Below are 22,202 nucleotides of genomic sequence, written 5' to 3' on the forward strand. Positions count from 1 at the left end.
AAGGTCAGCTGCGCGAGAGCGTGGCGCGGCGCCGCTTGCCGAGGACTTAACACAGGCATTAAATTGAAGCAGTGGCCAGTTGGGAAGTAGTGCTTGTGGCCGAGGTCCGAGAGTGGTTCGACCGCTTGTGCGATGAGGACTGGGGCACCGCTGAACAGGTCGAGGATGCCATCGATATGTTGGCGCAGCTCGGCCCCACATTGGGTCGCCCCCTTGTGGACCGGCTGAAGGGGGCGGATCAGCACCACTTCAAAGAACTTCGTCCTGGATCATGTGGAAGCAGCGAGATCCGGATCATCTTCGCCTTCGACCCGGTCCGGCGAGCGGTTCTTCTTGTGGCGGGGGATAAATCGGGAAGCTGGGACCGCTGGTACGACATCAATATCGCAATCGCCGAGAAGCGATACGCGCAACACCTGGCCGAACTGAACTCGAGGGAGTACGAATGAGCGCAACGAGTTGGGACGAGGTGAAGCGGCAGGCGCACGAGCGGCGAAAGGCCGCGGGGCGCCCCGTACGCTCGCCCGCCGAGAAGGACGCCGCCATGGCCAGGCTGAAGGCGGAGATTCGTGCCCACAGGCTGGCTGAGATTCGAAGGGAGCAGGAGCTCACCCAGCGGGATGTGGCTGACGCGATGGGCGTGTCCGGTCCACGCGTGTCGGCGATTGAGCACGGGGAGTTGGATCGAGTTGAGGTTTCCACGTTGCGCGCGTACGTGGAGGCGCTGGGCGGGCGGTTGCGCGTGGTCGCCGATTTCGGCGACACCGAATACAAGATCGCCTGAGGCCAGGAGAAGCTGCAGGGGGCGCGGCAGTCGTCGAGGCGCCGACGCGCGGGTGGCGGTTCGCCGACGGTGGTGGGCGACGTGGCGAATCGCCGCCAGGACGCCGGCCGACAGCTCCGCAGTCGTGATGGCGCTGATCATCATCTTGTCGGGCAGTTCGTCGGGGTCGATCCCGGCTCGCAAGATGAGGATGTCGGTGTCGAGCAAACCTTGAGCGTGGTTCACCTCTCGTCCTCGGTGAACTCGCTTCTGCCGAGGGCGCGGTCGTAAGGGTCGTAGAGATCGTCATTGACGTGACGGTCCATGTCCTCGCGATATGTCCGGTCGTCCAGGAGCGGCATGCCGCGGGACATGGCGGCGAACTCGGTGCGCGAAACGGTCCGGCGAGCGGCGCCGGCGGCCTGGAACTCGCTTGAGGCGGCACACCGGCCATGACGCGGGGTGCGACTCACACGCGTCGGAGCAGAAGGGAGACGAAGCCGAGCACGCCTCGGTAGCCGTTGAGCCACATCTCGCGGTGCTCTCTCATGACGGCGAGGGCCTGCTCACCGTCGGGGCCGGGGTTGTCGGCGGACCAGCGGGCCAGCGTGCCGGTCCACGACCATTCGTACTCGTCCCATTCGGCCAGGTCGCTCACGTGGCCGTAGACGGTCAGCCAGCCGCCGGACTCGGCGGTGGTGACCGTGCCCGCCAGGTCAGGGTACGCGCCGAAGGCTTCGGCGATCTCCGGGGCCGGCGGCCGGTCCCAGAAGCCCTCCCCGACCAGCGCCAGCCCGCCAGGCCGGACGAACTTGGCGGCCGCGTCCATCGTCTCCGTCAAACCGCCGAACGCGTGGGTCGAGCCCAGGCAGATCACCAGGTCGTACGGTTCGGTGGCGGAGAACTCGGCGGCGGACGTCACGTGCAGGGAGAGCCGGTCGGACAGGCCGCGCGCGGCTGCGGACCGTTCCGCGGCCGACACCGCGTGCGGGGAGATGTCCACACCGTCCGCCACGGACGACGGGACGAGCTCGAGCGCCCGGAGCGACCATTCGCCCTCGCCACACCCGAGGTCGAGTACGCGTGCCCCCTCCGGCAGCGCCGCCCGGCGCAGCAAACGGTCGAGGTTGGCCGCCGAGACGGGTGCGGCGATCGGATGGTCGCGGTGCGCGATGGCGCTGAGCAGCTGTCGATCCATGCAGTCCATCCTCTCGGCGCCCGCAACCCGTTTATCAGCCGGCGACAGAGGGCGGTGCGCCGCGGCCGGCTCAGCCGATCAGGCGTCGCCCCGGCTCGAGGTCCTGCTGGTGTCGGGCGGCGATGATCTCGCCTGCCAGGACCGCGCATTCGCCGCAGATCTGCACGCCAGGCCCTTGCACCCGGTCAAAGGCCGGTCGAGCGGGTGTGGCGGTCGAGGAGGAGGCGGGCGGTGGCGGCCATGGCCTCGTCGACCATCCCGGTCACGTCATCGGGCTCACGCAATCACCCTGATCGGGGCATATTGCACCGATCGGTGTAAAACGGGTAAGGTGCGTCGCATGGCTCGACCGCGCACATTCGACGAGGATCAGGTGCTGGGCACCGCGATGGACCTCTTCTGGGCGTACGGCTATGAGGCCACCTCGACCCGTGACCTGTGCGATGCCGTCGGGCTCGACCGCAGCAGCCTCTACAACGCGTTCACCAGCAAGCACGAGCTGTTCAAGCGCGCGTTGACCCGCTACATCGAGGCCACCACCGGCAACGCGCTACGCGTCCTGGACGACCAGGAGCGGCCGGCCGTCGAGCGGATCCGCACGCTGCTCGCCGAGATCATCGAGATCGAGTCCGCGTCCAGGCGTGACGGCCACGGCCGTGGGTGCCTGACCGTCAACACCACGGTGGAGCTGGCGGGCCGAGACCCGGAGGTCGCCCTGCTCCTGGAGCGCGACATGGCCCGGCGGCTCGACTCCCTGCGGGGCGCCATCGCGGCCGGGCTGGCGGCCGGCGACATCACCTCCACGCGCACCCCCGAATCGCTGGCCCGCTTCGTCAACGCCGTGATCGCGGGCCTCCGGGTCGCCGCGCAAGGGGGTGCGGACCGCGCCGCCCTGGAGTCCATCGCGACCACGGCCATGGACGCTCTGACCTGACACTTTCGCCGAGTCCACGGCGGGCATCCGCATGCCCGCGTTCTACACCGTTCGATGCAAAACCTGCCCCCGAAGGAGCGACCGACCTTGCCCCGTGCCGTATACCTGCTGGCCCTCGGCATTTTCGCCATGGTGACCAGCGAGTTCGCCGTCGCCGGACTCATGCCGCAGCTGGCCGGCGGACTGGACGCGACCATCCCGCAGATCGGCTACCTCATCACCGCCTTCGCGGTCGCCATGGCCGTCGGCGGCCCGTTCCTCACCGTCGCGGTGGTGAGACTGTCTCCCAAGGCGGCGCTCATGGCGCTGTTCGCGATCTTCCTGGCGGGGAACGTGCTGGCCGCCGTCGCGCCCTCGTACCCGATCATGATGGTGGCGCGGGTGGTCACCGGGGTGGCCTCGCAGGCGTTCTTCGGCGTGGCCGTCTCCCTGGCCGCGCACCTGACGGCGCCGCAGGTGCGCGGACGGGCCATCGCGATGGTCATGAACGGGCTGATGGTCGGCACGCTGCTGGGGCTCCCGTTGTCCACCCTGATCGGGGAGCACCTGGGTTGGCGGGCCGCGTTCTGGGCCATCAGCGGGCTGACGGTCCTGACCGCGCTCGCCACGCTGATCGGCATACCCCGTCTGGAGCGCACCGGCGGCGACGGCGCGAACTTCCGGGACGAGCTGCAGGTCTTCAAGAACGCCAAACTGTGGGTGGTGTTGTCCACCAGCACCCTCATCATCGGCGCGACCTTCTCCGCCTTCAGCTACCTGAACCCGATCCTCACCCAGGTCACCGGCATCAGCGAGGGCACGGTGCCGCTGCTGCTCATCGCCTACGGCGCCGCGACCGTGGTCGGCAACACCGTCGTCGGGCGCCTGGCCGACCGGCACACGGTCAGCGTCCAGGTGTGGGGCCTGGCCATGAACCTGATCTTCCTGACCGGGTTCGCCCTGCTGGCCCACCTCAGCGTCCCGGCGGTGGCGTTCATGCTCGGCGTCGGCCTGGTAGGCGTCACCATGAACCCGGCCATGGTCACCCGCGTCCAGCGCACCGCCAACGCCCGGCCGCTGGTCAACACGGTGCACTCGTCTTTCATCACCCTGGGCGTCATCATCGGCTCCTCGGCGGGCGGCCTGGCCATCGACGCGTACGGCCTGCGTGCCCCGCTCTGGCTCGGCGCCGCGCTGGCCGCCCTCGGCTTGTTCGCCCTGCTCCCAGAGCTGTTCCGCCCAACGCGCCACCGAGCACGAACCGCAGCACTGACGCCGGTGAGCACGGGTTTTGAACCACGAAGCCGGTAAAGCAAGCGCCGTTACGGCGGCTGGCCACGCACCGGTCAGCGGGCGTCCTCCTGGAGGCGCCCAGCCATGGACGGCGGGTGGCGGCCGGCTCGGCTCCGCCGTAACAGTTGAATGTGTTTATACGGTGGCGTGGCCGCGAACGAGACGCCCCACCTCGGCGCGGAGATGGACGAAGTCGGGGTGTTCGCGGGTGGTGATCTGGTCGCGCGGCCCCGGCAGGTCCACCTTCAGGTCCCCCACCACGTGCGCGGGCGCCTTGGAGAGCACGACGACCCGGTCGCCCACGTAAACGCTCTCGTCGATGTCGTGTGTGATGAGGACGATCGTCATCTGGTGATGCCCGCGGACCTTGAGCACCAGGTCCTCCAGGTCCTCGCGCGTCTGCGCGTCCACCGACCCGAACGGCTCGTCCATCAGCATCAGCGTCGGCCGGTACGCCAGCGCCCGCGCGATCGCCACCCGCTGCTGCATCCCGCCCGAGAGCTGGAACGGGTATTTGCGCTCCGCGCCCGACAGCCCGACCGACTCCAGGGCCTCGTGGGCGGCCTCGCGGCGCTGGCGCTTGTCCATGTTCCTGCGGCGCAGCGGCAGGGCCACGTTGTCGGCCACCGACATCCACGGGAACAGCGAGCGACTGTAGTCCTGGAAGACCACGGCCAGGTTGTCGGGGGTCTGGCGCACGAGGTTGCCCTCCACCCTGACCTGCCCGCCGGTCGGGCTGATCAGGCCGGCGATCGAACGCAGCAGCGTCGACTTCCCGCATCCCGAGGGCCCGACGATGCACAGCAGTTCGCCCGCTGCGACGCTCAGGTTGAGCCCGTCGATGGCGTGGTGCGCGTTAGGGCTACCGCCGCCGTACACATGAGAAAGATTGTCTATTTCGAGCAATGGATTTCCTTGGGGGGCGAGACCGCGGGCAACACGGCGACTCTTTCCGAGCCGAAAAACACTCTATCGGAGCGGGAATTGCCAGACATGTCTGTCAGGTAAACCTCTTTCAGGGCGCGATCTCAACCAACGAGTTGCTGGGCGGCGTGGTGCCAGGCCAGCACCCGCCGTTCGACGATCAGGAACAGCTCGTTGAGCAGGTAGCCCAGCACCCCGAGCAGCACGATCCCGGCCCACATGGCGGGCAGGTCGAAGGTCGAGTACGCCTCCGTGAGCTGGAATCCGATGCCGTTCGTGGTCCCGGGCAACAATTCGGAGAACACCATGACGATCAGCGACAGCGACAGCGCCAGCCGCAGCCCCGCGAACATCTTGGGCAGCGCCGACGGCAGGATCACCCGGAAGAGCCGCTCGGCCCGCGACAATCGGAACACCTGGCCCGTGTGCAGGTGCAGCGGCTCGACCGAGCGGGCCCCGTCGGCGGTGTTGAGCAACACCGGCCACACGATGCTGAACACGATGAACGCCAGTTGCATCCGCAGCCCGAACCCGAACACCACCAGGAAGACCGTCACCAGCGCCGGCGGCGGGATCGCCCGCAGGAACTGCAACACCCCGTCGAGATAGTCGTACGCCCTGACGGACAACCCCAGCGCCAGCCCGAGCGCCACCCCGGCCAGCGCGCCCCCGGCGAACCCGGCGGCCATCCTGCCCAGGCTCGGCAGGATGTTCCCGATGGCCGCGTCGGTCAGGAACAACGTGCCGGGCGGCCCCGAGAACCACATCGTCTGCATCCGCCCCACGATCGTACTGGGCGGCGGGAAGAACGTGCTGCCCGCCGCCTGCGTGACCGCCTCCCACACGATCACGAGGACGGCCAGCACCAGCGCCCGGAACGCCGCCGTACGCATACCACGGGTCCTCATGCGCGCTCTCCCAACTGCGCGTGGTGCCAGCGGAACGCCCGCCGCTCGGCCGCGACCAGCAACGCGTTCACCAGCACCCCGAACAGCCCGACCCAGAACACCCCGGCCAGGATGTCGACCATGCGCGCGGGCACGGCGATCCCGGCGAAGAAGATGAACACCCCGATCCCCTCGCCCCGCCCGGCCACGATCTCGGTGCTGACGGTCAGGATCAGCGCCACCCCGGCCGCCAGCCTGAACCCTGTGGTGATGAAGGGCGCCGACGACGGCAACGACACCCGGAGCAGCACCGCCAGGCGCCCGAAGCCGTACGACCTGAGCGACTCCTTGGCCAGGGGGTCGACGCCGCGCAGGCCGTACATCGTGTTGTAGAGGATGGGCCACAGCGAGGCGTAGACCACGAGCGTGACGCGGAGCTGCAGCCCCGTCCCGATCACCAGCGCCACCAGCGGGATCAGCGCCACCGAGGGGATCGGCCGGAGGAACTCCACGACGGAACGCGTGGCGGCGTCGATGATCGGCACACTGCCGAGCAGCAGGCCGAGCGGCACCGCGATCACCGCCGCGAGCCCGAGCCCGATCGCCCACGCGAGCAGGCTCGTCAGGGCGTGCGCGCCGAACGCCGGATCGAACAGCAGCGTGACCGCCCGCCCGACGATCTCCGTGGCGGGCGGCAGGAACTGCGGATCGGCCAGGCCGGTCCTGCTGAGCAGCTCGATCAGCGCGGCGAAGGCCAGCGCCCCGGCCGCCCGGCGCGACCAGCGGGTGGCCGCGGACGCCGGGCGGGCACGAGACAGGACCTGAGCGCTCACCCGGAGGTGGTGGGCGACATCAGCGACTTGACGTCGATCCCCTTGCTGAGCCACTTGGCCTCCAGCATCCAGTCGGCCACCCGCTGGAGGCGGACCGGGTTGTCGTTGCTGGAGAAGTACGGGAAGGTGACGGTGGCCGCGGTCGCCGCGTCGATCTGCGTGAAGTTGGGCAGCACCTTGGCCACCACCTCGCGGTTGTTCTCCATCAGCTTGGCCGCGTTGTGGATGGCCCGCTGGAACGCCGCCGCGGTCTTGGCGTTCTTGTCGTACCACTCCTGCGTGCTGACGTAGCCCGAGATCGGGAACTCGGCCGCGGGACCGGAGGCCGGGTCGAGGATCTTGCGCGCGCCCATCGACGACGTGGCCGCGGTGACCAGGGGCTCACCCAGATAGGCGGCGTCGATCTGGCCGCCCTGCCACGAGGGCATGATGTTCTGGAACGTGACCGCGACGTATTTGATCGTGGCCGGATCGACGTTGTTGGCCTTGAGCACCTGCGCGAGCGCCAGCTCCTGGAAGTTGTGCAGGACGTTCACGTTGATCGTCTTGCCTTCGAGGTCCTTGGGCGTCTTGATGGGCGAGTTGGGCAGCGCCATGATGCTGAGCGAGTCGGGGGCCGCGCGCGAGCCTTCGGCCAGGATCCGGAGCTTCAGCGATCCCTTGTCGTGGGCCTGGAACATCGACACGTAGTTGCCGAACATGGCGTCGATCTCGCCGTTCAGCAGCATGGGGATGGCCTCCGGAGCGGCCTGGACGACCTGCGGAGTGACCTCCAGGCCCTCCTGCTCGAAGAGCTTCTGGTCGATGGCGACGTAGATGGCGGCACTGTCGATGGCGGGCAGAGTGGCGATCTTGAGCTTCGTCTTCTCCAGGCCGCCGCCGGCGGATGCGGACGGCGGCGCGCTCGCGGTCGTGGAGCCGCCCGTGCTGCACGCAACGGCGCCGAGTGTCAAAGCTAACCCGATGATGGCGGCCCTGGCGGGACGGCCAAGCCTCATGTCAGGGACTCCCTTCAGATGGAGTCAGGGGGGGACCGGGTGGCTTGTGCTCCCGGGGGCTGTGTGTGCCTGACGCACAACAGGGATCGACCGTAGCACCAAATTGGTGGTCATTATCGCGAAGATAACACTTGTGGTTGCAAACCGTGTTTACCGCTATATCGTGAAATTTTGACGACTGGTAGGAATCCTAATGTTTGTCCGGTTTGAGGGAGGAGGTGCCTTGCGGGACATCTGTTACTGATGGGGCATGAAATTCGATCATTTCCGCGAGTCCGGATGCGGCTCGTGGGACAGTCCTCTATTGCCTGTTTCACCAGATAGAAGGCTGTCTACTGATTCTGTCGAATTTTCTGGACAATCGGGGATAAACACCTCAATGGGGCACTAGTAGTGGTTGGCCCTAGCCAACCCCTGTGCTCAAATGGCGCATATCTCGATGTACATATTGCCCCACGTGCATTTACCTGCATGGTCACCGAGAATTCCCCTCAGGGGCGAGAGGTTGCGAAGGCAAGTGAGAACGCAGAGCGCTGAAGCTTCCGCTGACCGCGAGCCGCACGGGCATCAGAGGCAACGGTTGTCCAAACCTTCCTCCAAAAGGTTCGGGCTGGGCAACTGGCACGTGCGATCGCGTCTTGTCGCGCTGATCGTCGTTCCCACGGCCGTGGCCGTGGGTCTGGGCGGACTGAACGTGATCACCTCGCTCAGTGACGCCCGCACCTATCAGACCCTCAGAGAGGTCGCCGAGCTCAGCGAGCAACTCGGCGCCGTCACGCACGAGCTGTCCTTCGAACGCGACGAAACCGCCCTCTACATCGCCCAGGGCCGCCCCGAGAACCGCGAGGCCCAGCTCCGTACCACCTACAGCGGGGTGAACGGTCTCATCGACGAGGCCAAGCAGCGGGCGCAGGCGCTCACCGACACCCACGTCGAGGCGATCCGGCCGGTGTTGCGGCGCCTGGAGGAGATCCCGACGCTGCGCGACACGGCCGTCAACGGGAAGATCCAGCCCCTGCCGATGATCCAGAAGTACTCGCAGATCATCGCGACCCTGCTGCAGTTCCACGACCAGGTCGGCCAGGTCGCGGTGGACGACCAGGTCTCGCACAGTGCCAGCTCGATGGCCTCGATCGCCAGGGCCAAGGAGCAGGCGTCCAAGCAGCGCGGCATCCTGGCCAGCGCGCTGGACAAGAAGGGCTTCGACAGCGGCGAGTTCGACGCGCTCACCGACGCCAAGTCGCGTGAGGAGAGCGAGGAGACGCTGTTCGGCACCCTGGCCAACCTCGAACAGCTCGAGCTCTACCGCAACACCGTCGTGGGCCGGGACGTCGACCAGACGGACCTGTTCAGGCTGCGGGCCATGGCGCAGTCCGCCGAGGGCAAGGAGCTGAGCATCGGGGTGCGGCCCAACAGGGACGTGGCCACCTGGTTCGACGTCAGCACCGGCAAGATCGACGCGCTGCGGAGCGTGGAGAAGGACCTGTCCTCCTCCGTGATCCTGCGCGCCCGCGCCCTGGAGGAAGGCGCCAACCGCTCGGCGCTGATCTCCGGCGGGCTCATCCTGCTGCTGCTGCTCGCGGTGCTCGCGATCATCTCGCTCATCGCCCGCTCGCTCATCAGGCCGCTGCGCAAGCTGCGCGGCGACGCGCTCGACATCGCGGGACACCGCCTGCCGGAGACCGTGCACCAGTTGCGCGAGAGCGGCGAGGGCTCGGTCGGCCCGGTGATCCCGATCGGCGTGGACACGCACGACGAGATCGGCGAGGTGGCGCGCGCTTTCGATGAGGTGCACCGTGAGGCGGTCCGCCTGGCGGGCGAGGAGTCGCGGTTGCGCAGCAACGTGAACGCGATGTTCGTGAACCTGTCGCGGCGCAGCCAGACGCTGGTGGAGCGGCAGATCACGTTGATCGACGGGTTGGAGCAGGGTGAGCAGGACGAGCAGCGGCTCGGGAACCTGTTCAAGCTGGACCACCTGGCCACCCGTATGCGGCGTAACAGTGAGAACCTGCTGGTGCTGGCCGGTCAGGACCCGCCGCGCCGGTGGAGCCAGCCGGTGAAGCTGGTGGACGTGGCCAGGGCCTCGTTGTCCGAGGTCGAGAACTACGAGCGGGTCGTGCTCCAGGTGCCCGACGGCGTCTCGGTGGCCGGTCAGGCCGTCAACGACGTCATCCACCTGCTCGCCGAGGTGGTCGAGAACGCCCTGTCGTTCTCGCCGCGCGAGACCAGGGTGACGGTGTCGGGCAGCCGGATCGACGGCGGCGGCGTGATGTTGTCGATCACCGACTCCGGCATCGGCATGACCATGGAGGAGCTGGCCCAGGCGAACGACCGGCTGACGGACGCGCCCAGCGTGGACGTGTCGGTGTCGCGCCGCATGGGGCTGTTCGTGGTGGCCAGGCTGGCGGCCCGGCACGGGATCCGGGTGCAGCTGCGTCCGCACAGCTCGGGGGGCCTGACCGCGATGGTGCTCATCCCGGAGAACATGCTCGGCTCCCAGGCCCCCGACTTCTCCGGTACGCCTTCCTTCTCGGGCAACGAGCCGCCCACGTTCTCCGGCAACCAGCCGGCCGCCTTCTCCGGCAACCAGCCACCTGCCTTCTCCGGCAACCAGCCGGCCGCCTTCTCCGGCAACCAACCTCCCGCCTTCTCCGGGAACCAGCCTCCGGCCTTCGCGGGCGCGCCGAGCGGTGGCTCCGCGGACGAGCCGTACTCGGGGCCGCACCCCGCCCCGCCGGCCACGGACTGGCCGCAGCCCACGTACCAGATGGGCCCCGGCCACCCTTCCTTCCCGTCGAACCCGGAGACGGGCGGCGGCAACTGGCCGCAGCAGCCCCAGTGGCAGCCCGACCCCGGCGCCTGGCCCGCCGAACCGCGCGCCGACGGCGGCCACGACAACTCCGACGTCTGGGTGCCACCCCGCGGGCCGGCCTGGAACGGCGACCGCAGCCTGCCCAGGCGGCCTGTGCTCGAACCGCCGCCGGGCGGCTGGAGCCAGGACACCAATCCGCCGCAGCGGCCGGGGTTCGGCTACCCCGAGACCGACTCGGGCTCCACGGGCCCCATCCCGGCGGTTCCCCCCGCCTCGGCGGGGGACGACTACCTGCCGATCTTCGCCGCGGTGGAGTCCGCCTGGTTCGGCCGCGACAGCGGCGCGAGCTGGGGCTCGGCCAAGGCGGACGCCGGTTGGAGCGCGGCGGAGGCGGTGGCGGAGCCGGCACGTGACGGTTCGACGGCGGCCGGGCTGCCGAAGCGGGTGCCGAAGGCCAACCTGGTGCCGGGATCGGCGGACACGTCGTCGTCGCCGAAGGGCGTGACGCCGATGCCGTCGGTGTCGCCCGACCGCGTGCGCAACCGGCTTTCCAGCTTCCAGCAGGGCTTCCGGGCGGCGCGTGACGACATCACTGAGGGCAGGGCGTTCCCCTCTGGCCCGAAGAACAACGACAGAGAGGAGGGCGCATGAGCGAGCGAAGCGAGCGGCCAATCGAACGCAGCCGACTGTCGTTCATGCGACCGACGAAGGAGGGCGTATGAACGATCTGAGCCACGCGGCGCGCGGCGTCGACTGGCTGATCACCGACTTCGTCGGGACGGTTCCGGGGGTCGCGCACGCGGTGGTCGTATCGTCTGATGGGTTGCCGTTGGCGGCTTCGTCGGGTTTTCCGGCTGACCGGGCTGATCAGTTGGCTGCGATCGCGTCGGGGTTGGTTTCTTTGACGCAGGGTGCGGCCAGGGTGTTCGAGGGTGGTGCGGTTAATCAGACGATTGTGGAGATGCAGCGTGGGCTGATGCTGATCATGTCGATCAGTGATGGTTCGTGTTTGGCGGTGCTGGCGGCTCCGGACTGTGACATGGGTTTGGTGGCGTACCAGATGACGCTGATGGTCGATCGCGCCGGTCAGGTGCTGACTCCGGCTGTGCGCGCGGAGCTGCGCGCCAGCCAGACCAGGTGATGTACGTGTCAGACCCGAGATGGAACAGCGGCGGCTGGGCCCCTCCACCGGAGCCCCAGTCCCAGCCCCAGTCGCAGCTGAATCCCGACCCCGCCTCGCCCGTCCGCCCGTACGCGGTGACAGGTGGACGGACGGCGCCGCGGGTCAAGCTGGCGATGGAGGCCCTGGTGTCCTCGGCGACCGCCGAGCAGCGGGAGTTCTCGCATATCACGCCGGAGTACCAGGCGATCAGCCAACTGTGCCGGCAGGTCCGGTCCGTGGCCGAGGTGTCGGCCCTGCTGCGGATCCCGCTCGGCGTGGTACGCGTGCTGATCGCTGACATGGCTGCCGAAGGTCTGGTCCGCGTGCATCAGCCACAGCTGGACGCCGGCAGGCCGGACGTTAATCTGCTCGAAAGGGTGCTCAGTGGACTTCGCAGGCTCTAGCCCCGGACTCACTTCGACGAAGATCGTGGTGGCTGGAGGATTCGGGGTGGGCAAGACGACGTTCGTCGGCGCGGTGTCGGAGATCATGCCGTTGACCACGGAGGCCGTCATGACCGACGCCTCCGCCGGGATCGACGATCTGGGCATGACGCCGCTGAAGTCGACCACCACCGTGGCCATGGACTTCGGCCGGGTCTCCCTCGATCGTGACCTGATCCTCTACCTGTTCGGCACGCCCGGACAGCACCGGTTCTGGTTCATGTGGGACGACCTGGTACGCGGCGCCATCGGCGCGGTCGTGCTGGTGGACACGCGCCGTCTTGCCGACAGTTTTCCGGCGATCGACTATTTCGAGGAGGCCCAGCTGCCGTTCGTGGTGGGGGTGAACGGCTGGGACGGCCAGTACGCCCACAGCGACGCCGAAGTTCGCGACGCGCTCACCCTGGCCCCGCATATCCCGCTGGTGCGGCTGGACGCGCGGTCCAAGGACTCGGTCAAGAGCGCGCTGATCAACCTGGTCGAGCACGCGCTGTCGGTCCGGATGGCGGTGCCGGGCTGGGGCGGTTGAGTCAGCCGCCGTTCCTGGCGCCGCGATGCCAGGACAGCACAAGGCGCTCGACACCCAGGAACGCGGTGTTGAGCACGATGCCGAGCAGCCCGAGCAGCACGATCCCCGCCCACATGGCCGGGATGTCGAACTGGCTCTGCGCCTCCAGCATGCGGTGCCCGATGCCCTCGCTGCTGCCGACGAGCTCCGAGATGATCATCATGATCAGGGCCAGCGACACGCTCAGCCGCAGCCCGGCGAAGATCTTCGGGGCGGCGGCGGGCAGGATGATCCGGGTGAGCCGCTGCCAGGGATTCAGCCGGTAGACGACGCCGGTCTCGATGTACTGGCGGTCCACGTGCCGGGCGCCGTCCATGGAGTTGATCAGCACCGGCCAGATGACCCCGTACACGATCGAGGCCAGCTCCATCGGCGTGCCGATCTTGAACAGCGCCAGGAACACCGGCACCAGCGCGGCGGGCGGCACCGAGCGGCCGAAGTGCAGCAGCGGCTCCACCAGGGCCGACAGCCGGCGCGAGCGGCCGAGCGCGACACCGATCAGCACGCCCGCCACACACGCCATCGCCCACCCCGCGAACAGCCTGGCCAGGCTCGGCAGCAGGTCGGCCACCGCCTCGTCGGTCAGGAACGCCCGCCCCGGCGGCCCGGAGAACCACATCTCATGCAGCCTGACCACGATCCGCGACGGCGGCGGGAAGTAGGCGGCCTGCGCCGAGCGGGCGGCCAGCTCCCAGGCGAGCACGGCCACGGGCAGCAGCCAATACCACACGAGCCGCCTGCCGAACGAACGCCGGACCATGACGCCACTCACTGGGCCGCTCATGTCACGTCCCCCGCACTCGCCCGGTGCCAGCGGAAGAGGCGGCGTTCGCCGGCCGTGAAGAGCAGGTTGGCGGCCAGCCCGATCAGCCCCGCCCACACGGTCGCCGCCAGCATGCGGTCGAGCCGGTTCGCGCTCCCGGCCAGCGACTGGAACGCGCCGATCCCGCCCTCGCCCGCCGCCAGCAGTTCCACGCTCACGGCCACGATCAAGGTGACCGACACCGCGATCCGCACCCCGGTGGCGATGAACGGCGCCGCGCTCGGCAGGCTCACCCGCACCACCACCGCCAGCGGGCCGAACCCGAAGCTCCGCAACGTGTCCTTCGCCAGCGGATCGACGTCGCTCAGGCCGTACAGCGTGTTGATCAGCAGCGGCCACGAGCAGGTGTAGACGACCAGCGCGGTCTTGGCGTCCTGGCTGGCCGGGAACAGGAACATGGCCAGCGGGATCAGCGACACCGAGGGGATCGGCCGCAGGAACTCCACCAGCGGCCGCACCGACCGCTCCAGGAACGGCACGCTGCCCAGCAGCAGGCCCGCGGGCACGGCGATCGCGATCGCGATGGCCAGCCCGCTCAGGCACGCCTGCAGCGTGGCCAGCACGTCGGACCTGAACTGCTCCTCCAGCGGCAGTGTCGCCGCGGCGAGGAGCACCTGCGACATGTGCGGCAGAACCTCGGCCGGGATCAGCCCGCTCCGCCCGGCCAGCTCGGCGGCGGCGAGGAATCCCGCGACCCCGGCGACCCCGAGGACCCCGCGTTCCAGCCGACTCATCCCACCTGCGGCGCGAACAGCTGGGCCACGTCCACCTTGGCCTTGAGGTAGCCATAGCCGGTCAGCAGGTTGGCCAGCTTCTGCACGCTCGCCTTGTCGGCCTCCAGCGAGAACTTGCCGAGCGTCATCGCCGCCGCCGCGTCCGCGGGAATCTGCGTGTACGTCGGCACCACCTCGTCGAGCGCCTTCCTGTCAGCCCCCGCGACCTGCTGGGCCTTGGCCAGGGCGCGGTGGAAGGCGGCGGCCGTCTTCGGGTTCTTGGCCAGCCACTCCTCGGTGACGCCCCACCCGTCGATCGGCACGCCGGCCGTCACGCCGTCGGTGGTGTCGATCACCTGGGTGGCGCCGCCCTTCTTGGCCGCGGTCAGGAACGGCTCGACCAGCCAGGCCGCGTCCACCGTGCCCGAGGACAGCGCGCCGAGCTGGTCGGCGAACTGCACGGGAACGTACTTGACGTCCTCCGGCTTGAGCCCGGCCTCCTGCAGGTGGGCGTTGGTCAGCGTCTGCCCGAGCGCCTTCAGCACGTTGACCGCGATCGTCTTGCCCTTGAGGCCGGCGGCCGTCTTGATCGGCGAGCCCTTGGCCACCACGACACCGGCGACGTTGGGGGCGGCCTCCTGGCTGTGCTGGAAGAGCTTGAGCTTGGCCGCGCCCGAGTCGTTGATCGCCATGAGGGATACGTAGCTGGTCAGGAACGCGTCCATACTGCCGTTGAGGATCTTCGGCATGACCGCCTGCGGAGCCTGGATGATCTCCGTCTTGACGGTCAGTCCCTCGGCCTTGAAGAACCCGCGCTTCTCCGCGATGAACAGCGGCGCGGCCGACGGCACCGGCACCACGCCGACCAGGAGCTGTGTCTTCTCCAGCCCGCCCGAGGACGCGGTGCCGCCGGTGCCGCTCTCTCCCCCTCCTCCGCCGCACGCGCTCAGCGTGAGCGCGATCGCCATACCCGCGACTACGATCCTGGCCAGCTTCATCGCCACTGCCTTTCTGGGTCCGTCATCAGGTGGAGGCTGGGGAGAGGGCTTCAGCGGGGCCTGGCCTCGATGAGGCTCGCGCCCGCGCCCAGCTCGACGACCTCGGTGAGCGTGAGGTCCGCCTGGCCGAGCAGGTCCGCGTACTCGTCGCGGCTGCGCTCGGTGCCGCCGTTGAAAATCGCCAGCATCCGCATGTCGAGGTCTTTACCCAGGTGTGGCTCCTCGTCGTCAGGAAGTGCCACTTCCAGCACGAGTACGCGCCCACCGGGGTCCATGGCCCGGCGGACGTTGCGCAGGATCTTGAGCGCGTCCTCGTCGTCCCAGTTGTGCAGGACGCTGGCCAGCAGGTAGACGTCCCCGCCCGCCGGCACCTCGGCGAAGAAGTCACCCGAGACGACCTCCGAGCGGCCGGCCAGGCCCTCCGCGGCCAGCGTCTGCCTGGCCCCGTCCACCACGTGCTCCAGGTCGAACAGGATGCCGCGCATGTGCGGGTTGGCGTGCAGCACCGTGGCCAGGATGTGGCCCTTGCCGCCGGCCACGTCGACCATGGTCGCGGTCGCGGGGAAGTCGTAGCGCTTGGCCAGGCCCTCGGTGAACGGGATGGCCCTGGCGGTCATGTACTCGTCGAACAGCCGGCCCGACCTCGGGTTCTTCGCGAGATGGTCGTAGAGGTGCCCGTAGCGCTTCACGAAGGCCGAGCTGCCGTCGCGGACCGTCGTCGGCAGCATGCCGATGGCGTACCAGAAGCCCTCTTCGCCGAGCATGCGGATCGAGGAGCGGACGGAGTCGGGGACGTCCGAACGCAGCGCGGTGCCCTTCTCCGTCAGGTCGTAGGCGTCGGCTCCGGCCGGGCGGACCACGTCCATGCCGGCCAGCTCACGCAGGACCCGGCGCAGCGAGGGGGCGTGCGCCCCGCAGCGCCTGGCCAGTTCGCCGGTGTCGAGCGCCCCGTGCGCCAGGTGGTCGGCCAGGCCGAGCTCCGCCATGGTCAACAGAGCCGCGAAACGCGAAATATCGCCTACGGCTCCCCAAAGGAGGTCATCGGAGTGCGGCATATGTCCCTTCCAGGGGGTTCACGGATTGCGGGTCGCCTGCCGGTGCCACACGAGCACGCGGCGCTCGGCCAGCACGAACAGGGAGTTCACGACGTAGCCGAGCAGGCCGAGCAGCGCGATCGTCGCCCAGACCCCGGCGCCGTCGAAGCTCCGCTGGGCCTGCAGCAACTGGTAGCCGATGCCGTCGGTGCCGCCGATGAGCTCGGTGATCACCATGAGGATCAGCGCCAGCGACAGGCTCAGCCGCAGCCCGGCGAAGATCTTGGGCGAGGCGGCGGGCAGCACGACCACGCGCAGGCGCTGCAGCCTGGACAGGTTGAAGACGGTCGCCGTCTCGGTGTAGGTGCGGTCCACCGCCCTGACGCCGTCGATCGAGTTGAGCAGCACCGGCCAGATCACGCCGAACACGATCGTGGCCAGCTGCGTGGCCAGCCCCGCCTGGAACAGCGCGAGGAACAGCGGCAGCAGCAGCGGGGGAGGCAGGGCCCGGCCGAACTCGATCAGCGGGTCCACGTAGTCCGTCGCCGACCGCGAGCGCCCGAGCACCATGCCCAGCGCGATCCCGATCACCGCGGCCAGGATCCAGCCGCCGAACATGCGGCCGAGGCTCGGCAGGATGTTCTCTATCGCGTCGTCGGTGAGGAAGACGCGGGCGGCCGGGCCGGAGAACCACAACTCGTACATGCGGGCGACGATCGTCGTGGGCGGCGGGAAGTCGGTGTCCTCCAGCGCGCGTCCGAAGAGCTCCCAGACGACGAGCAGGAGCGGGATCACCCAGAGCCTGGCGATGGCCTTCACGACTCCGTCGCCCCCGTCCGCATCCGGTGCCAGTGGAACAGGCGGCGCTCACCGGCCAGCAGGACCAGGTTCGCGAGCACGCCGAAGACGCCGGCCCAGAACGTGGCCGCCATCATGAGGTCCGTTCTGTTGCCGCTGCCCGCCACGTTCACGTAGACGCCGATCCCGGCGACGCCGCCGGCCAGCAACTCGGCGCTGACGGCCAGGACGAGCGCGATCCCGGCGGCGATCCTGACCCCCGTGGCCACGAACGGGGCCGCGCTGGGCAGGCTCACCCTGGCGAGCACGGCCAGTGAGCCGAATCCGAAGCTGCGCAGGGACTCCTTGGCCAGCGGGTCCACGTCGTGCATGCCGTAGAGGGTGTTGATCAGGATCGGCCAGATGGAGGCGTACACGATGACCGAGACCTTCATCATCTCGTCCACCGGGATCAGCAGGATGGCGAGCGGGATGATGGCCACGGAGGGGATCGGCCGCATGAACTCCAGCACGGGCCTGATCGCCCGCTCCACCGGCGCCAGCGCGCCGAGCAGCACACCCAGGGGCACGGCGATCCCGATCGCGATCAGCAGGCCGAGCACCCAGTTCGTGAGCGTGGTGCCGACCCCGGTCAGGAATTCGGGGTCGGCCAGCAGGCCCGCGGCCTCGTACAGGACGGTCGAAGGCGCGGGGAAGGTCAGGTCATCGCTCAGCCCGAAGCGGATGACGAGCTCCCCGATGACGAGGAACCCCGCGGCGCCGGCGGCGCCGCGGAGCAGTCGTGCACCGGTCATCCGCTGGCCGGCGCCGTGATGACGGACTTCACGTCGATCGGGCTCTTGAGGTAGCCGTACTCGAGCATGAGGTCGGCCACCTTCTGCAGCCGGTTCGCGTTCAGCTCGCTCGGGTAGGTCCCCAGCGTGATCACCGACGCGGTCTTCGCGTCGATCTTCGTGTACGTCGGCAGCATGGCCTCGATTTCCTTACGGTCGGTCGAGGCGAGCTGCTGCGCCTTGGCGATCGCCCGCTGGAACGCGGCCAGCGTCTTCGGGTACTTCTGGGACCACTCCTCGGTGGCCATCCAGCCGGCGATGGGCAGGTTCTCCGTCTGGCCGGTCATCGTGTCGGCGAGCTTGCGGAAGCCGTTCGCGCTCTGGTTGGCCGTGATGAACGGCTCGGTGATCCAGCCCGCGTCGGCCTGGCCGCCCTTGATCGCATTGCCCATGTCGGGGAACGGCTTCTCCGAGAACTTGACGTCGTCCTTGGTGAGGCCGGCCACCTTGAGCTGCGTCTCCACCGCCAGCGTGGCGATGTTGTTGAGGTTGTTGACCAGGATGGTCTTGCCCTTCAGGTCCGCCACCGTCTTGATCGTCGAGTCCTGCGGAACCATGATGTTGAACGTGTTCGGACCCGCTTGGTAACAGTCCGCGACCAGCTTGATCTTCTTGCCCTGGCCGACGGCCACGAACGTGGAGACGTAGTTGGTCTGCGAGATGTCCAGCGCGCCGCTCTCGATCTGCGGCAGCGCGGCGGCGCCGCCGGTGATGATGGTCGGCTGCACCGTCAGGCCCTCTTCCTTGAAGAAGCCCTTGGCGTTGGCGATATAGAGCGATACAGGGTCCGGAATGGGGAGAGCCCCGACCTTGATGGTGGTTTTCTCCAAGCCGTTGGTGTTGGCCGACGAGTTCGAGGACTCGCCGCCACCGCCGCAGCCGGCAAGGGTGAGAGCGACTGTGACGCCGATGACAATGGCGTGACAGCGCAGTTTGCGTGTCATGGGGGGTTCTCCTACCAGGGGGGAAGCTTCTGGAGATCGGCACAAGATAGCCGGTCGTGAAGCGTACCGGAGGGGAGATCGGATCGGCAGCAACCCTGCCGCATATACGCAGTTTATCTGCTAAATATGACTGTCCACCGCTATAGCAGTAAATATGGATATAAATGCCCGTTAGTGACTATTTGTCCGGATTAGTGTGGTGGTTGCACTCCGTGTACAAGGGTTTGCGAGATGAACAATGTGTCACTTGGAACGGTTGAAAACCGCCGAGACGTTGGCTCAAGTATGAGGTTTGTGCTCAAATTGGGCCTCGAACTTGCCTGCGATCACTCGTCCGCGCGACGAAGGCGCTGAACCCCCAAAGCAGGCCATGGCGAGAGGTTGCCACCAGTGAAGACAACAACGACCGGCCACGGTCGTGGTAAGGCTCCGGAAATGCCGGAGCAGTCTGTGGGCGGCGGCGAGGTGCCGGAGATGCGGCTGCCCAGGTCGGGCAGCTCGCTTGCGCTGCGCAACTGGCGTGTGCGCACCCGTCTCATCGCTCTCATCGCCATTCCGACGATCGTGGGTGTCATCCTGGGCGGCCTGCGCGTCACCACCTCGATCAGCAGCGCCCAGCAATACCAGCAGATCAGCGAGGTGGGCGCGCTGGTCACGCAGCTCGGCGAGCTCTCCCGCGACCTCGGCCTCGAACGCGACCTCGCCAGCCGCTTCGTCGTGTCCGGCAAGCGGTCGGCCGAGGCGTCGCGGCTCAAGAGCCAGCAGGCGATCGTGGACGCCAGCGTCAGCCGTACGCTGTCGACCGCGAAGACCGCCGAGCCGTCACTGTCCGACATCGGCCGCAGGAACCTGGAGAGCATCAGGACCCGGCTCGGCCAGCTCCCTTCACTGCGCGGCACTGTCTCCGAATCCTCGCTGCCGCCGCTGCCGACGGTGGAGAAGTACTCCGAGACCATCGCCGAAATGCTGCAGCTCTACGACGAGCTCGGCCAGGGCTCCACGGACGACGAGCTCATCTCCACCAGCTCCGCCCTGAGCGCCATCGCCCGCGCCGAGGAACAGGCCTCCAAACAGCGGGCCCTGCTGGCGATCGCGCTGATCAGAGGCGATTTCGAAGAGCCGGAGTTCGACGCCTTCATCGACGCCCGGTCGCGGCGCGAGAGCGAGCGGGCCACGTTCAGCGCGGTAGCCACGGCGGATCAGCGCCAGAACTTCGACAACACGGTCGCCAGCCAGAAGATCGGTCGCGCCGAGTTCTACATCAGCCGGGCCATCCTGCTCAACAACCAGAACCAGTCCCTGCGCCGGCTCGACAGCTCCACCACGAGGGACATCGACCGCTGGTTCGACTCCATCACCGAGACCGTCGACCGGCTCCACCAGGTGCAGAAGTCGCTGGGTGAGCAGGTGGCCACCCGCAGCGCCGACGTCGCCAGCGGCGACCGGCAACTGGCCGCGATCAACATCGGTCTCGTCGTCGTGCTGCTCGTCCTGGTCCTCGCGATCACCGCCCTCATGGCCAGCTCGCTCGTACGGCCGCTCCGGCGCCTGCGCGGCGACGCCCTGAAGATCGCCGGCCAGACGCTGCCCGAGCTCGTCCGCCAGCTCCGCAACAGCGACGTCGCCCCCGACCAGCTACGCGTGCCGCCCATCGAGATCTCCTCCAGAGACGAGATCGGTGAAGTCGCCCGCGCCTTCGACGAGGTCCACCGTGAGGCGGTCCGCCTGGCGGGCGAGGAGTCCCGGCTCCGCAGCAACGTCAACTCGATGTTCGTCAACCTCTCCCGCCGCAGCCAGACGCTGGTGGAGCGGCAGATCACGTTGATCGACGGGCTGGAGCAGGGCGAGCAGGACGAGCAGCGGCTCGGGAACCTGTTCAAGCTGGACCACCTGGCCACCCGCATGCGCCGTAACAGCGAGAACCTGCTGGTCCTCGCAGGGCAGGACCCGCCGCGCCGGTGGAGCCAGCCGGTCAAGCTGGTGGACGTCGCCCGCGCCTCGCTGTCCGAGGTCGAGAACTACGAGCGGGTCGTCCTGGAGGTGCCGGAAGGCGTCTCCATCGCGGGACAGGCCGTCAACGACGTCATCCACCTGCTCGCCGAGCTGATCGAGAACGCCCTGTCGTTCTCGCCGCGCGAGACCCGCGTGCCCGTCTCCGGCAGCAGGATCGACGGCGGCGGCATCATGCTCTCCATCAGCGACTCCGGCATCGGCATGACCGGGGAGGAGCTGGTCCAGGCCAACGAGCGCCTGACCGACGCGCCCACCGTGGACGTCTCCGTCTCGCGCCGCATGGGACTGTTCGTGGTGGCCAGGCTGGCGCACCGGCACGGCATCCGGGTGCAGCTCCGCCCGCACGGCTCGGGCGGTCTGACCGCGATGGTGCTCATCCCCGAGTCCCTGCTCGGCGCCGCCCAGGCCCCCTCGTACGCCGGTTCCGCGCCCGCGAACGGCGCCCGCGAGGAGGCGTACAACACGCCGCAGCCCGCGGCCGCCAGCCCGTGGCCGGCCTCGTCCTACCAGCTGGCCCCCGGACACCCGTCGTATCCGTCGTACCCGTCCGAGCCGGTGCCGCAGAGCGGCTCCTGGCCGTCGGTGCCGGCGTGGCCCGCCCAGGCCGGCGGCTGGATGTCGTCCCCGTCATCACCCCCGTCCGCACCGCCGTCCGCGCCTTCGTCCGACTCCTCCTCAGATGTGTGGGTGCCCTCGCGCGGGCCCGTGACGGGAGAGCACGCGCTGCCCCAGCGCGGCGCCCTGCCCGACGAGACCCGCCCCTGGACGCGCGGCCCCGAGCAGCAACTCCCCATGCAGAACCGGTACGACTTCCCCGAGACGGAGTCGCAGGCCACGGGCCCGATCCCGGTGGTGAAGCCCGCTTCGGCCGGGGACGAATACCTGCCGATCTTCGCCTCGGTCGAGTCGGCCTGGTTCGACCACGGCGCCGAAAGCGGCGCCACCTGGGGCTCGGCCAAGGCGGACGCGGGCTGGAGCGCCGCCGAAGCCGTGGTGGAGCCGGTACGCGACGGTTCGACGGCGGCCGGGCTGCCGAAGCGGGTGCCGAAGGCCAACCTGGTGCCGGGATCGGCCGACACCGTATCGGCGCCGAAGGGAGTCGCTCCCATGCCGTCGGTCTCGCCCGACCGGGTGCGCAGCCGGCTTTCGAGCTTCCAACAAGGCTTCCGAGCCGCACGCGACGACATCAGCGAGGGCAGGACGTACCCGTCCGGCCCCAGGAGTGACAGTAGGGACGAGGGCGCATGAGCGA

General features: G+C 68.6%; 22 protein-coding genes. 9 read left to right on the forward strand and 13 right to left on the reverse strand.

Annotation, left to right across the window (positions count from 1 at the left end; translation table 11 throughout):
• Positions 1 to 71: 71 nt before the first annotated feature.
• Together ACFLIM_RS30940 and ACFLIM_RS30945 are read left to right on the forward strand one after the other, a co-directional pair.
• Positions 72 to 449 carry a type II toxin-antitoxin system RelE/ParE family toxin gene (locus tag ACFLIM_RS30940; RefSeq protein ID WP_393171456.1) on the forward strand — a complete coding sequence of 126 codons (378 nt, stop codon included), beginning with the start codon at positions 72 to 74 and terminating at the stop codon, positions 447 to 449.
• Positions 446 to 784, forward strand: coding sequence for an XRE family transcriptional regulator (locus ACFLIM_RS30945; protein ID WP_393171458.1), 339 nt, complete (start codon positions 446 to 448; stop codon positions 782 to 784). The genes ACFLIM_RS30940 and ACFLIM_RS30945 overlap by 4 nt, the downstream gene beginning before the upstream one ends.
• A gap of 221 nt (positions 785 to 1,005) precedes the next feature.
• Here the strand turns inward: ACFLIM_RS30945 and ACFLIM_RS30950 are convergent, their stop codons facing one another.
• Together ACFLIM_RS30950 and ACFLIM_RS30955 are read right to left on the reverse strand one after the other, a co-directional pair.
• Entirely contained in the window at positions 1,006 to 1,236 is a 231-nt protein-coding gene (locus ACFLIM_RS30950; RefSeq protein WP_393171460.1) for a hypothetical protein, read from the reverse strand.
• Entirely contained in the window at positions 1,233 to 1,961 is a 729-nt protein-coding gene (locus ACFLIM_RS30955) for an SAM-dependent methyltransferase (RefSeq protein WP_393171462.1), read from the reverse strand. Before ACFLIM_RS30955 ends, ACFLIM_RS30950 begins: the two co-directional genes overlap by 4 nt.
• 340 nt (positions 1,962 to 2,301) lie before the next feature.
• Between ACFLIM_RS30955 and ACFLIM_RS30960 the strand changes: the two genes are divergently transcribed.
• The gene (locus ACFLIM_RS30960) at positions 2,302 to 2,895 is read left to right on the forward strand and encodes a TetR/AcrR family transcriptional regulator (protein WP_393171464.1); all 594 of its coding nucleotides are present in this window, start codon (positions 2,302 to 2,304) and stop codon (positions 2,893 to 2,895) included.
• Positions 2,896 to 2,982: 87 nt separating this feature from the next.
• A complete protein-coding gene (locus ACFLIM_RS30965; protein WP_393171466.1) occupies positions 2,983 to 4,185 on the forward strand; it encodes an MFS transporter in 1,203 nt (400 codons plus the stop codon).
• Positions 4,186 to 4,302: 117 nt separating this feature from the next.
• On the opposite strand, the gene ACFLIM_RS30970 is transcribed toward ACFLIM_RS30965, so the two are convergent.
• The 4 genes from ACFLIM_RS30970 to ACFLIM_RS30985 form a co-directional block, all read right to left on the reverse strand.
• Positions 4,303 to 5,073 (reverse strand): ABC transporter ATP-binding protein, encoded by a 771-nt coding sequence (locus ACFLIM_RS30970; protein ID WP_393171468.1) that lies wholly within the window; start codon positions 5,071 to 5,073, stop codon positions 4,303 to 4,305.
• 122 nt (positions 5,074 to 5,195) lie between these two features.
• The gene (locus tag ACFLIM_RS30975; protein ID WP_393171470.1) at positions 5,196 to 5,999 is read right to left on the reverse strand and encodes an ABC transporter permease; all 804 of its coding nucleotides are present in this window, start codon (positions 5,997 to 5,999) and stop codon (positions 5,196 to 5,198) included.
• Complete coding sequence (locus ACFLIM_RS30980) at positions 5,996 to 6,811, reverse strand: ABC transporter permease (RefSeq protein WP_393171472.1); 816 nt, start codon at positions 6,809 to 6,811, stop codon at positions 5,996 to 5,998. The genes ACFLIM_RS30975 and ACFLIM_RS30980 overlap by 4 nt, the downstream gene beginning before the upstream one ends.
• Entirely contained in the window at positions 6,808 to 7,809 is a 1,002-nt protein-coding gene (locus tag ACFLIM_RS30985) for an ABC transporter substrate-binding protein (protein WP_393171473.1), read from the reverse strand. Before ACFLIM_RS30985 ends, ACFLIM_RS30980 begins: the two co-directional genes overlap by 4 nt.
• Before the next feature lie 625 nt (positions 7,810 to 8,434).
• Between ACFLIM_RS30985 and ACFLIM_RS30990 the strand changes: the two genes are divergently transcribed.
• The 4 genes from ACFLIM_RS30990 (at position 8,435) to ACFLIM_RS31005 (ending at position 12,755) form a co-directional block, all read left to right on the forward strand.
• Positions 8,435 to 11,272, forward strand: coding sequence for a sensor histidine kinase (locus ACFLIM_RS30990; RefSeq protein ID WP_393171475.1), 2,838 nt, complete (start codon positions 8,435 to 8,437; stop codon positions 11,270 to 11,272).
• Between the two features lie 67 nt (positions 11,273 to 11,339).
• The gene (locus ACFLIM_RS30995) at positions 11,340 to 11,762 is read left to right on the forward strand and encodes a roadblock/LC7 domain-containing protein (RefSeq protein ID WP_347697900.1); all 423 of its coding nucleotides are present in this window, start codon (positions 11,340 to 11,342) and stop codon (positions 11,760 to 11,762) included.
• Positions 11,763 to 11,767: 5 nt separating this feature from the next.
• Positions 11,768 to 12,187 (forward strand): DUF742 domain-containing protein, encoded by a 420-nt coding sequence (locus ACFLIM_RS31000; protein WP_393171476.1) that lies wholly within the window; start codon positions 11,768 to 11,770, stop codon positions 12,185 to 12,187.
• A 28-nt stretch (positions 12,188 to 12,215) separates the two neighbouring features.
• Complete coding sequence (locus tag ACFLIM_RS31005) at positions 12,216 to 12,755, forward strand: GTP-binding protein (protein WP_393171478.1); 540 nt, start codon at positions 12,216 to 12,218, stop codon at positions 12,753 to 12,755.
• 1 nt (position 12,756) lies between these two features.
• Here ACFLIM_RS31005 and ACFLIM_RS31010 read toward each other — a convergent pair whose 3' ends face one another.
• From ACFLIM_RS31010 to ACFLIM_RS31040, 7 genes are read right to left on the reverse strand one after another with little or no spacing between them, the layout of a single operon-like run.
• Positions 12,757 to 13,578 (reverse strand): ABC transporter permease, encoded by an 822-nt coding sequence (locus tag ACFLIM_RS31010; RefSeq protein ID WP_393171480.1) that lies wholly within the window; start codon positions 13,576 to 13,578, stop codon positions 12,757 to 12,759.
• Positions 13,575 to 14,351: an ABC transporter permease gene (locus tag ACFLIM_RS31015; protein ID WP_393171482.1), complete on the reverse strand. Its 777-nt coding sequence runs from the start codon at positions 14,349 to 14,351 to the stop codon at positions 13,575 to 13,577. Before ACFLIM_RS31015 ends, ACFLIM_RS31010 begins: the two co-directional genes overlap by 4 nt.
• Positions 14,348 to 15,328, reverse strand: coding sequence for an ABC transporter substrate-binding protein (locus ACFLIM_RS31020; RefSeq protein ID WP_393171484.1), 981 nt, complete (start codon positions 15,326 to 15,328; stop codon positions 14,348 to 14,350). The genes ACFLIM_RS31015 and ACFLIM_RS31020 overlap by 4 nt, the downstream gene beginning before the upstream one ends.
• A 50-nt stretch (positions 15,329 to 15,378) precedes the next feature.
• The gene (locus ACFLIM_RS31025; protein WP_449291486.1) at positions 15,379 to 16,383 is read right to left on the reverse strand and encodes a methyltransferase; all 1,005 of its coding nucleotides are present in this window, start codon (positions 16,381 to 16,383) and stop codon (positions 15,379 to 15,381) included.
• Positions 16,384 to 16,401: 18 nt separating this feature from the next.
• On the reverse strand, positions 16,402 to 17,181 hold the full coding sequence (locus ACFLIM_RS31030; RefSeq protein ID WP_393171487.1) for an ABC transporter permease: 780 nt from the start codon (positions 17,179 to 17,181) through the stop codon (positions 16,402 to 16,404).
• A complete protein-coding gene (locus ACFLIM_RS31035; protein ID WP_393171489.1) occupies positions 17,178 to 17,954 on the reverse strand; it encodes an ABC transporter permease in 777 nt (258 codons plus the stop codon). The genes ACFLIM_RS31030 and ACFLIM_RS31035 overlap by 4 nt, the downstream gene beginning before the upstream one ends.
• Positions 17,951 to 18,937 carry an ABC transporter substrate-binding protein gene (locus ACFLIM_RS31040; protein WP_393171491.1) on the reverse strand — a complete coding sequence of 329 codons (987 nt, stop codon included), beginning with the start codon at positions 18,935 to 18,937 and terminating at the stop codon, positions 17,951 to 17,953. The genes ACFLIM_RS31035 and ACFLIM_RS31040 overlap by 4 nt, the downstream gene beginning before the upstream one ends.
• 435 nt (positions 18,938 to 19,372) lie before the next feature.
• On the opposite strand from ACFLIM_RS31040, the gene ACFLIM_RS31045 reads away from it, so the two are divergent.
• Complete coding sequence (locus ACFLIM_RS31045) at positions 19,373 to 22,198, forward strand: sensor histidine kinase (RefSeq protein WP_393171493.1); 2,826 nt, start codon at positions 19,373 to 19,375, stop codon at positions 22,196 to 22,198.
• Positions 22,199 to 22,202: the final 4 nt, after the last annotated feature.

The organism is Nonomuraea marmarensis (genome assembly GCF_043197025.1).
GTDB classification, from domain to species: Bacteria; Actinomycetota; Actinomycetes; order Streptosporangiales; family Streptosporangiaceae; genus Nonomuraea; species Nonomuraea marmarensis.

What these genes read in the sequence shown, in the direction of transcription:
- ACFLIM_RS31010 (WP_393171480.1), bottom strand. Translation starts at nt 13,578, where the DNA reads ATGAGCGGCCCAGTGAGTGGCGTCATGGTCCGGCGTTCGTTCGGCAGG.
- ACFLIM_RS31040 (WP_393171491.1), bottom strand. Translation starts at nt 18,937, where the DNA reads ATGACACGCAAACTGCGCTGTCACGCCATTGTCATCGGCGTCACAGTC.
- ACFLIM_RS31020 (WP_393171484.1), bottom strand. Translation starts at nt 15,328, where the DNA reads ATGAAGCTGGCCAGGATCGTAGTCGCGGGTATGGCGATCGCGCTCACG.
- ACFLIM_RS30945 (WP_393171458.1), top strand. Translation starts at nt 446, where the DNA reads ATGAGCGCAACGAGTTGGGACGAGGTGAAGCGGCAGGCGCACGAGCGG.
- ACFLIM_RS31045 (WP_393171493.1), top strand. Translation starts at nt 19,373, where the DNA reads ATGCCGGAGCAGTCTGTGGGCGGCGGCGAGGTGCCGGAGATGCGGCTG.
- ACFLIM_RS30975 (WP_393171470.1), bottom strand. Translation starts at nt 5,999, where the DNA reads ATGAGGACCCGTGGTATGCGTACGGCGGCGTTCCGGGCGCTGGTGCTG.
- ACFLIM_RS30995 (WP_347697900.1), top strand. Translation starts at nt 11,340, where the DNA reads ATGAACGATCTGAGCCACGCGGCGCGCGGCGTCGACTGGCTGATCACC.
- ACFLIM_RS31015 (WP_393171482.1), bottom strand. Translation starts at nt 14,351, where the DNA reads ATGAGTCGGCTGGAACGCGGGGTCCTCGGGGTCGCCGGGGTCGCGGGA.
- ACFLIM_RS30960 (WP_393171464.1), top strand. Translation starts at nt 2,302, where the DNA reads ATGGCTCGACCGCGCACATTCGACGAGGATCAGGTGCTGGGCACCGCG.
- ACFLIM_RS30985 (WP_393171473.1), bottom strand. Translation starts at nt 7,809, where the DNA reads ATGAGGCTTGGCCGTCCCGCCAGGGCCGCCATCATCGGGTTAGCTTTG.
- ACFLIM_RS31035 (WP_393171489.1), bottom strand. Translation starts at nt 17,954, where the DNA reads ATGACCGGTGCACGACTGCTCCGCGGCGCCGCCGGCGCCGCGGGGTTC.
- ACFLIM_RS30955 (WP_393171462.1), bottom strand. Translation starts at nt 1,961, where the DNA reads ATGGATCGACAGCTGCTCAGCGCCATCGCGCACCGCGACCATCCGATC.
- ACFLIM_RS31025 (WP_449291486.1), bottom strand. Translation starts at nt 16,383, where the DNA reads ATGCCGCACTCCGATGACCTCCTTTGGGGAGCCGTAGGCGATATTTCG.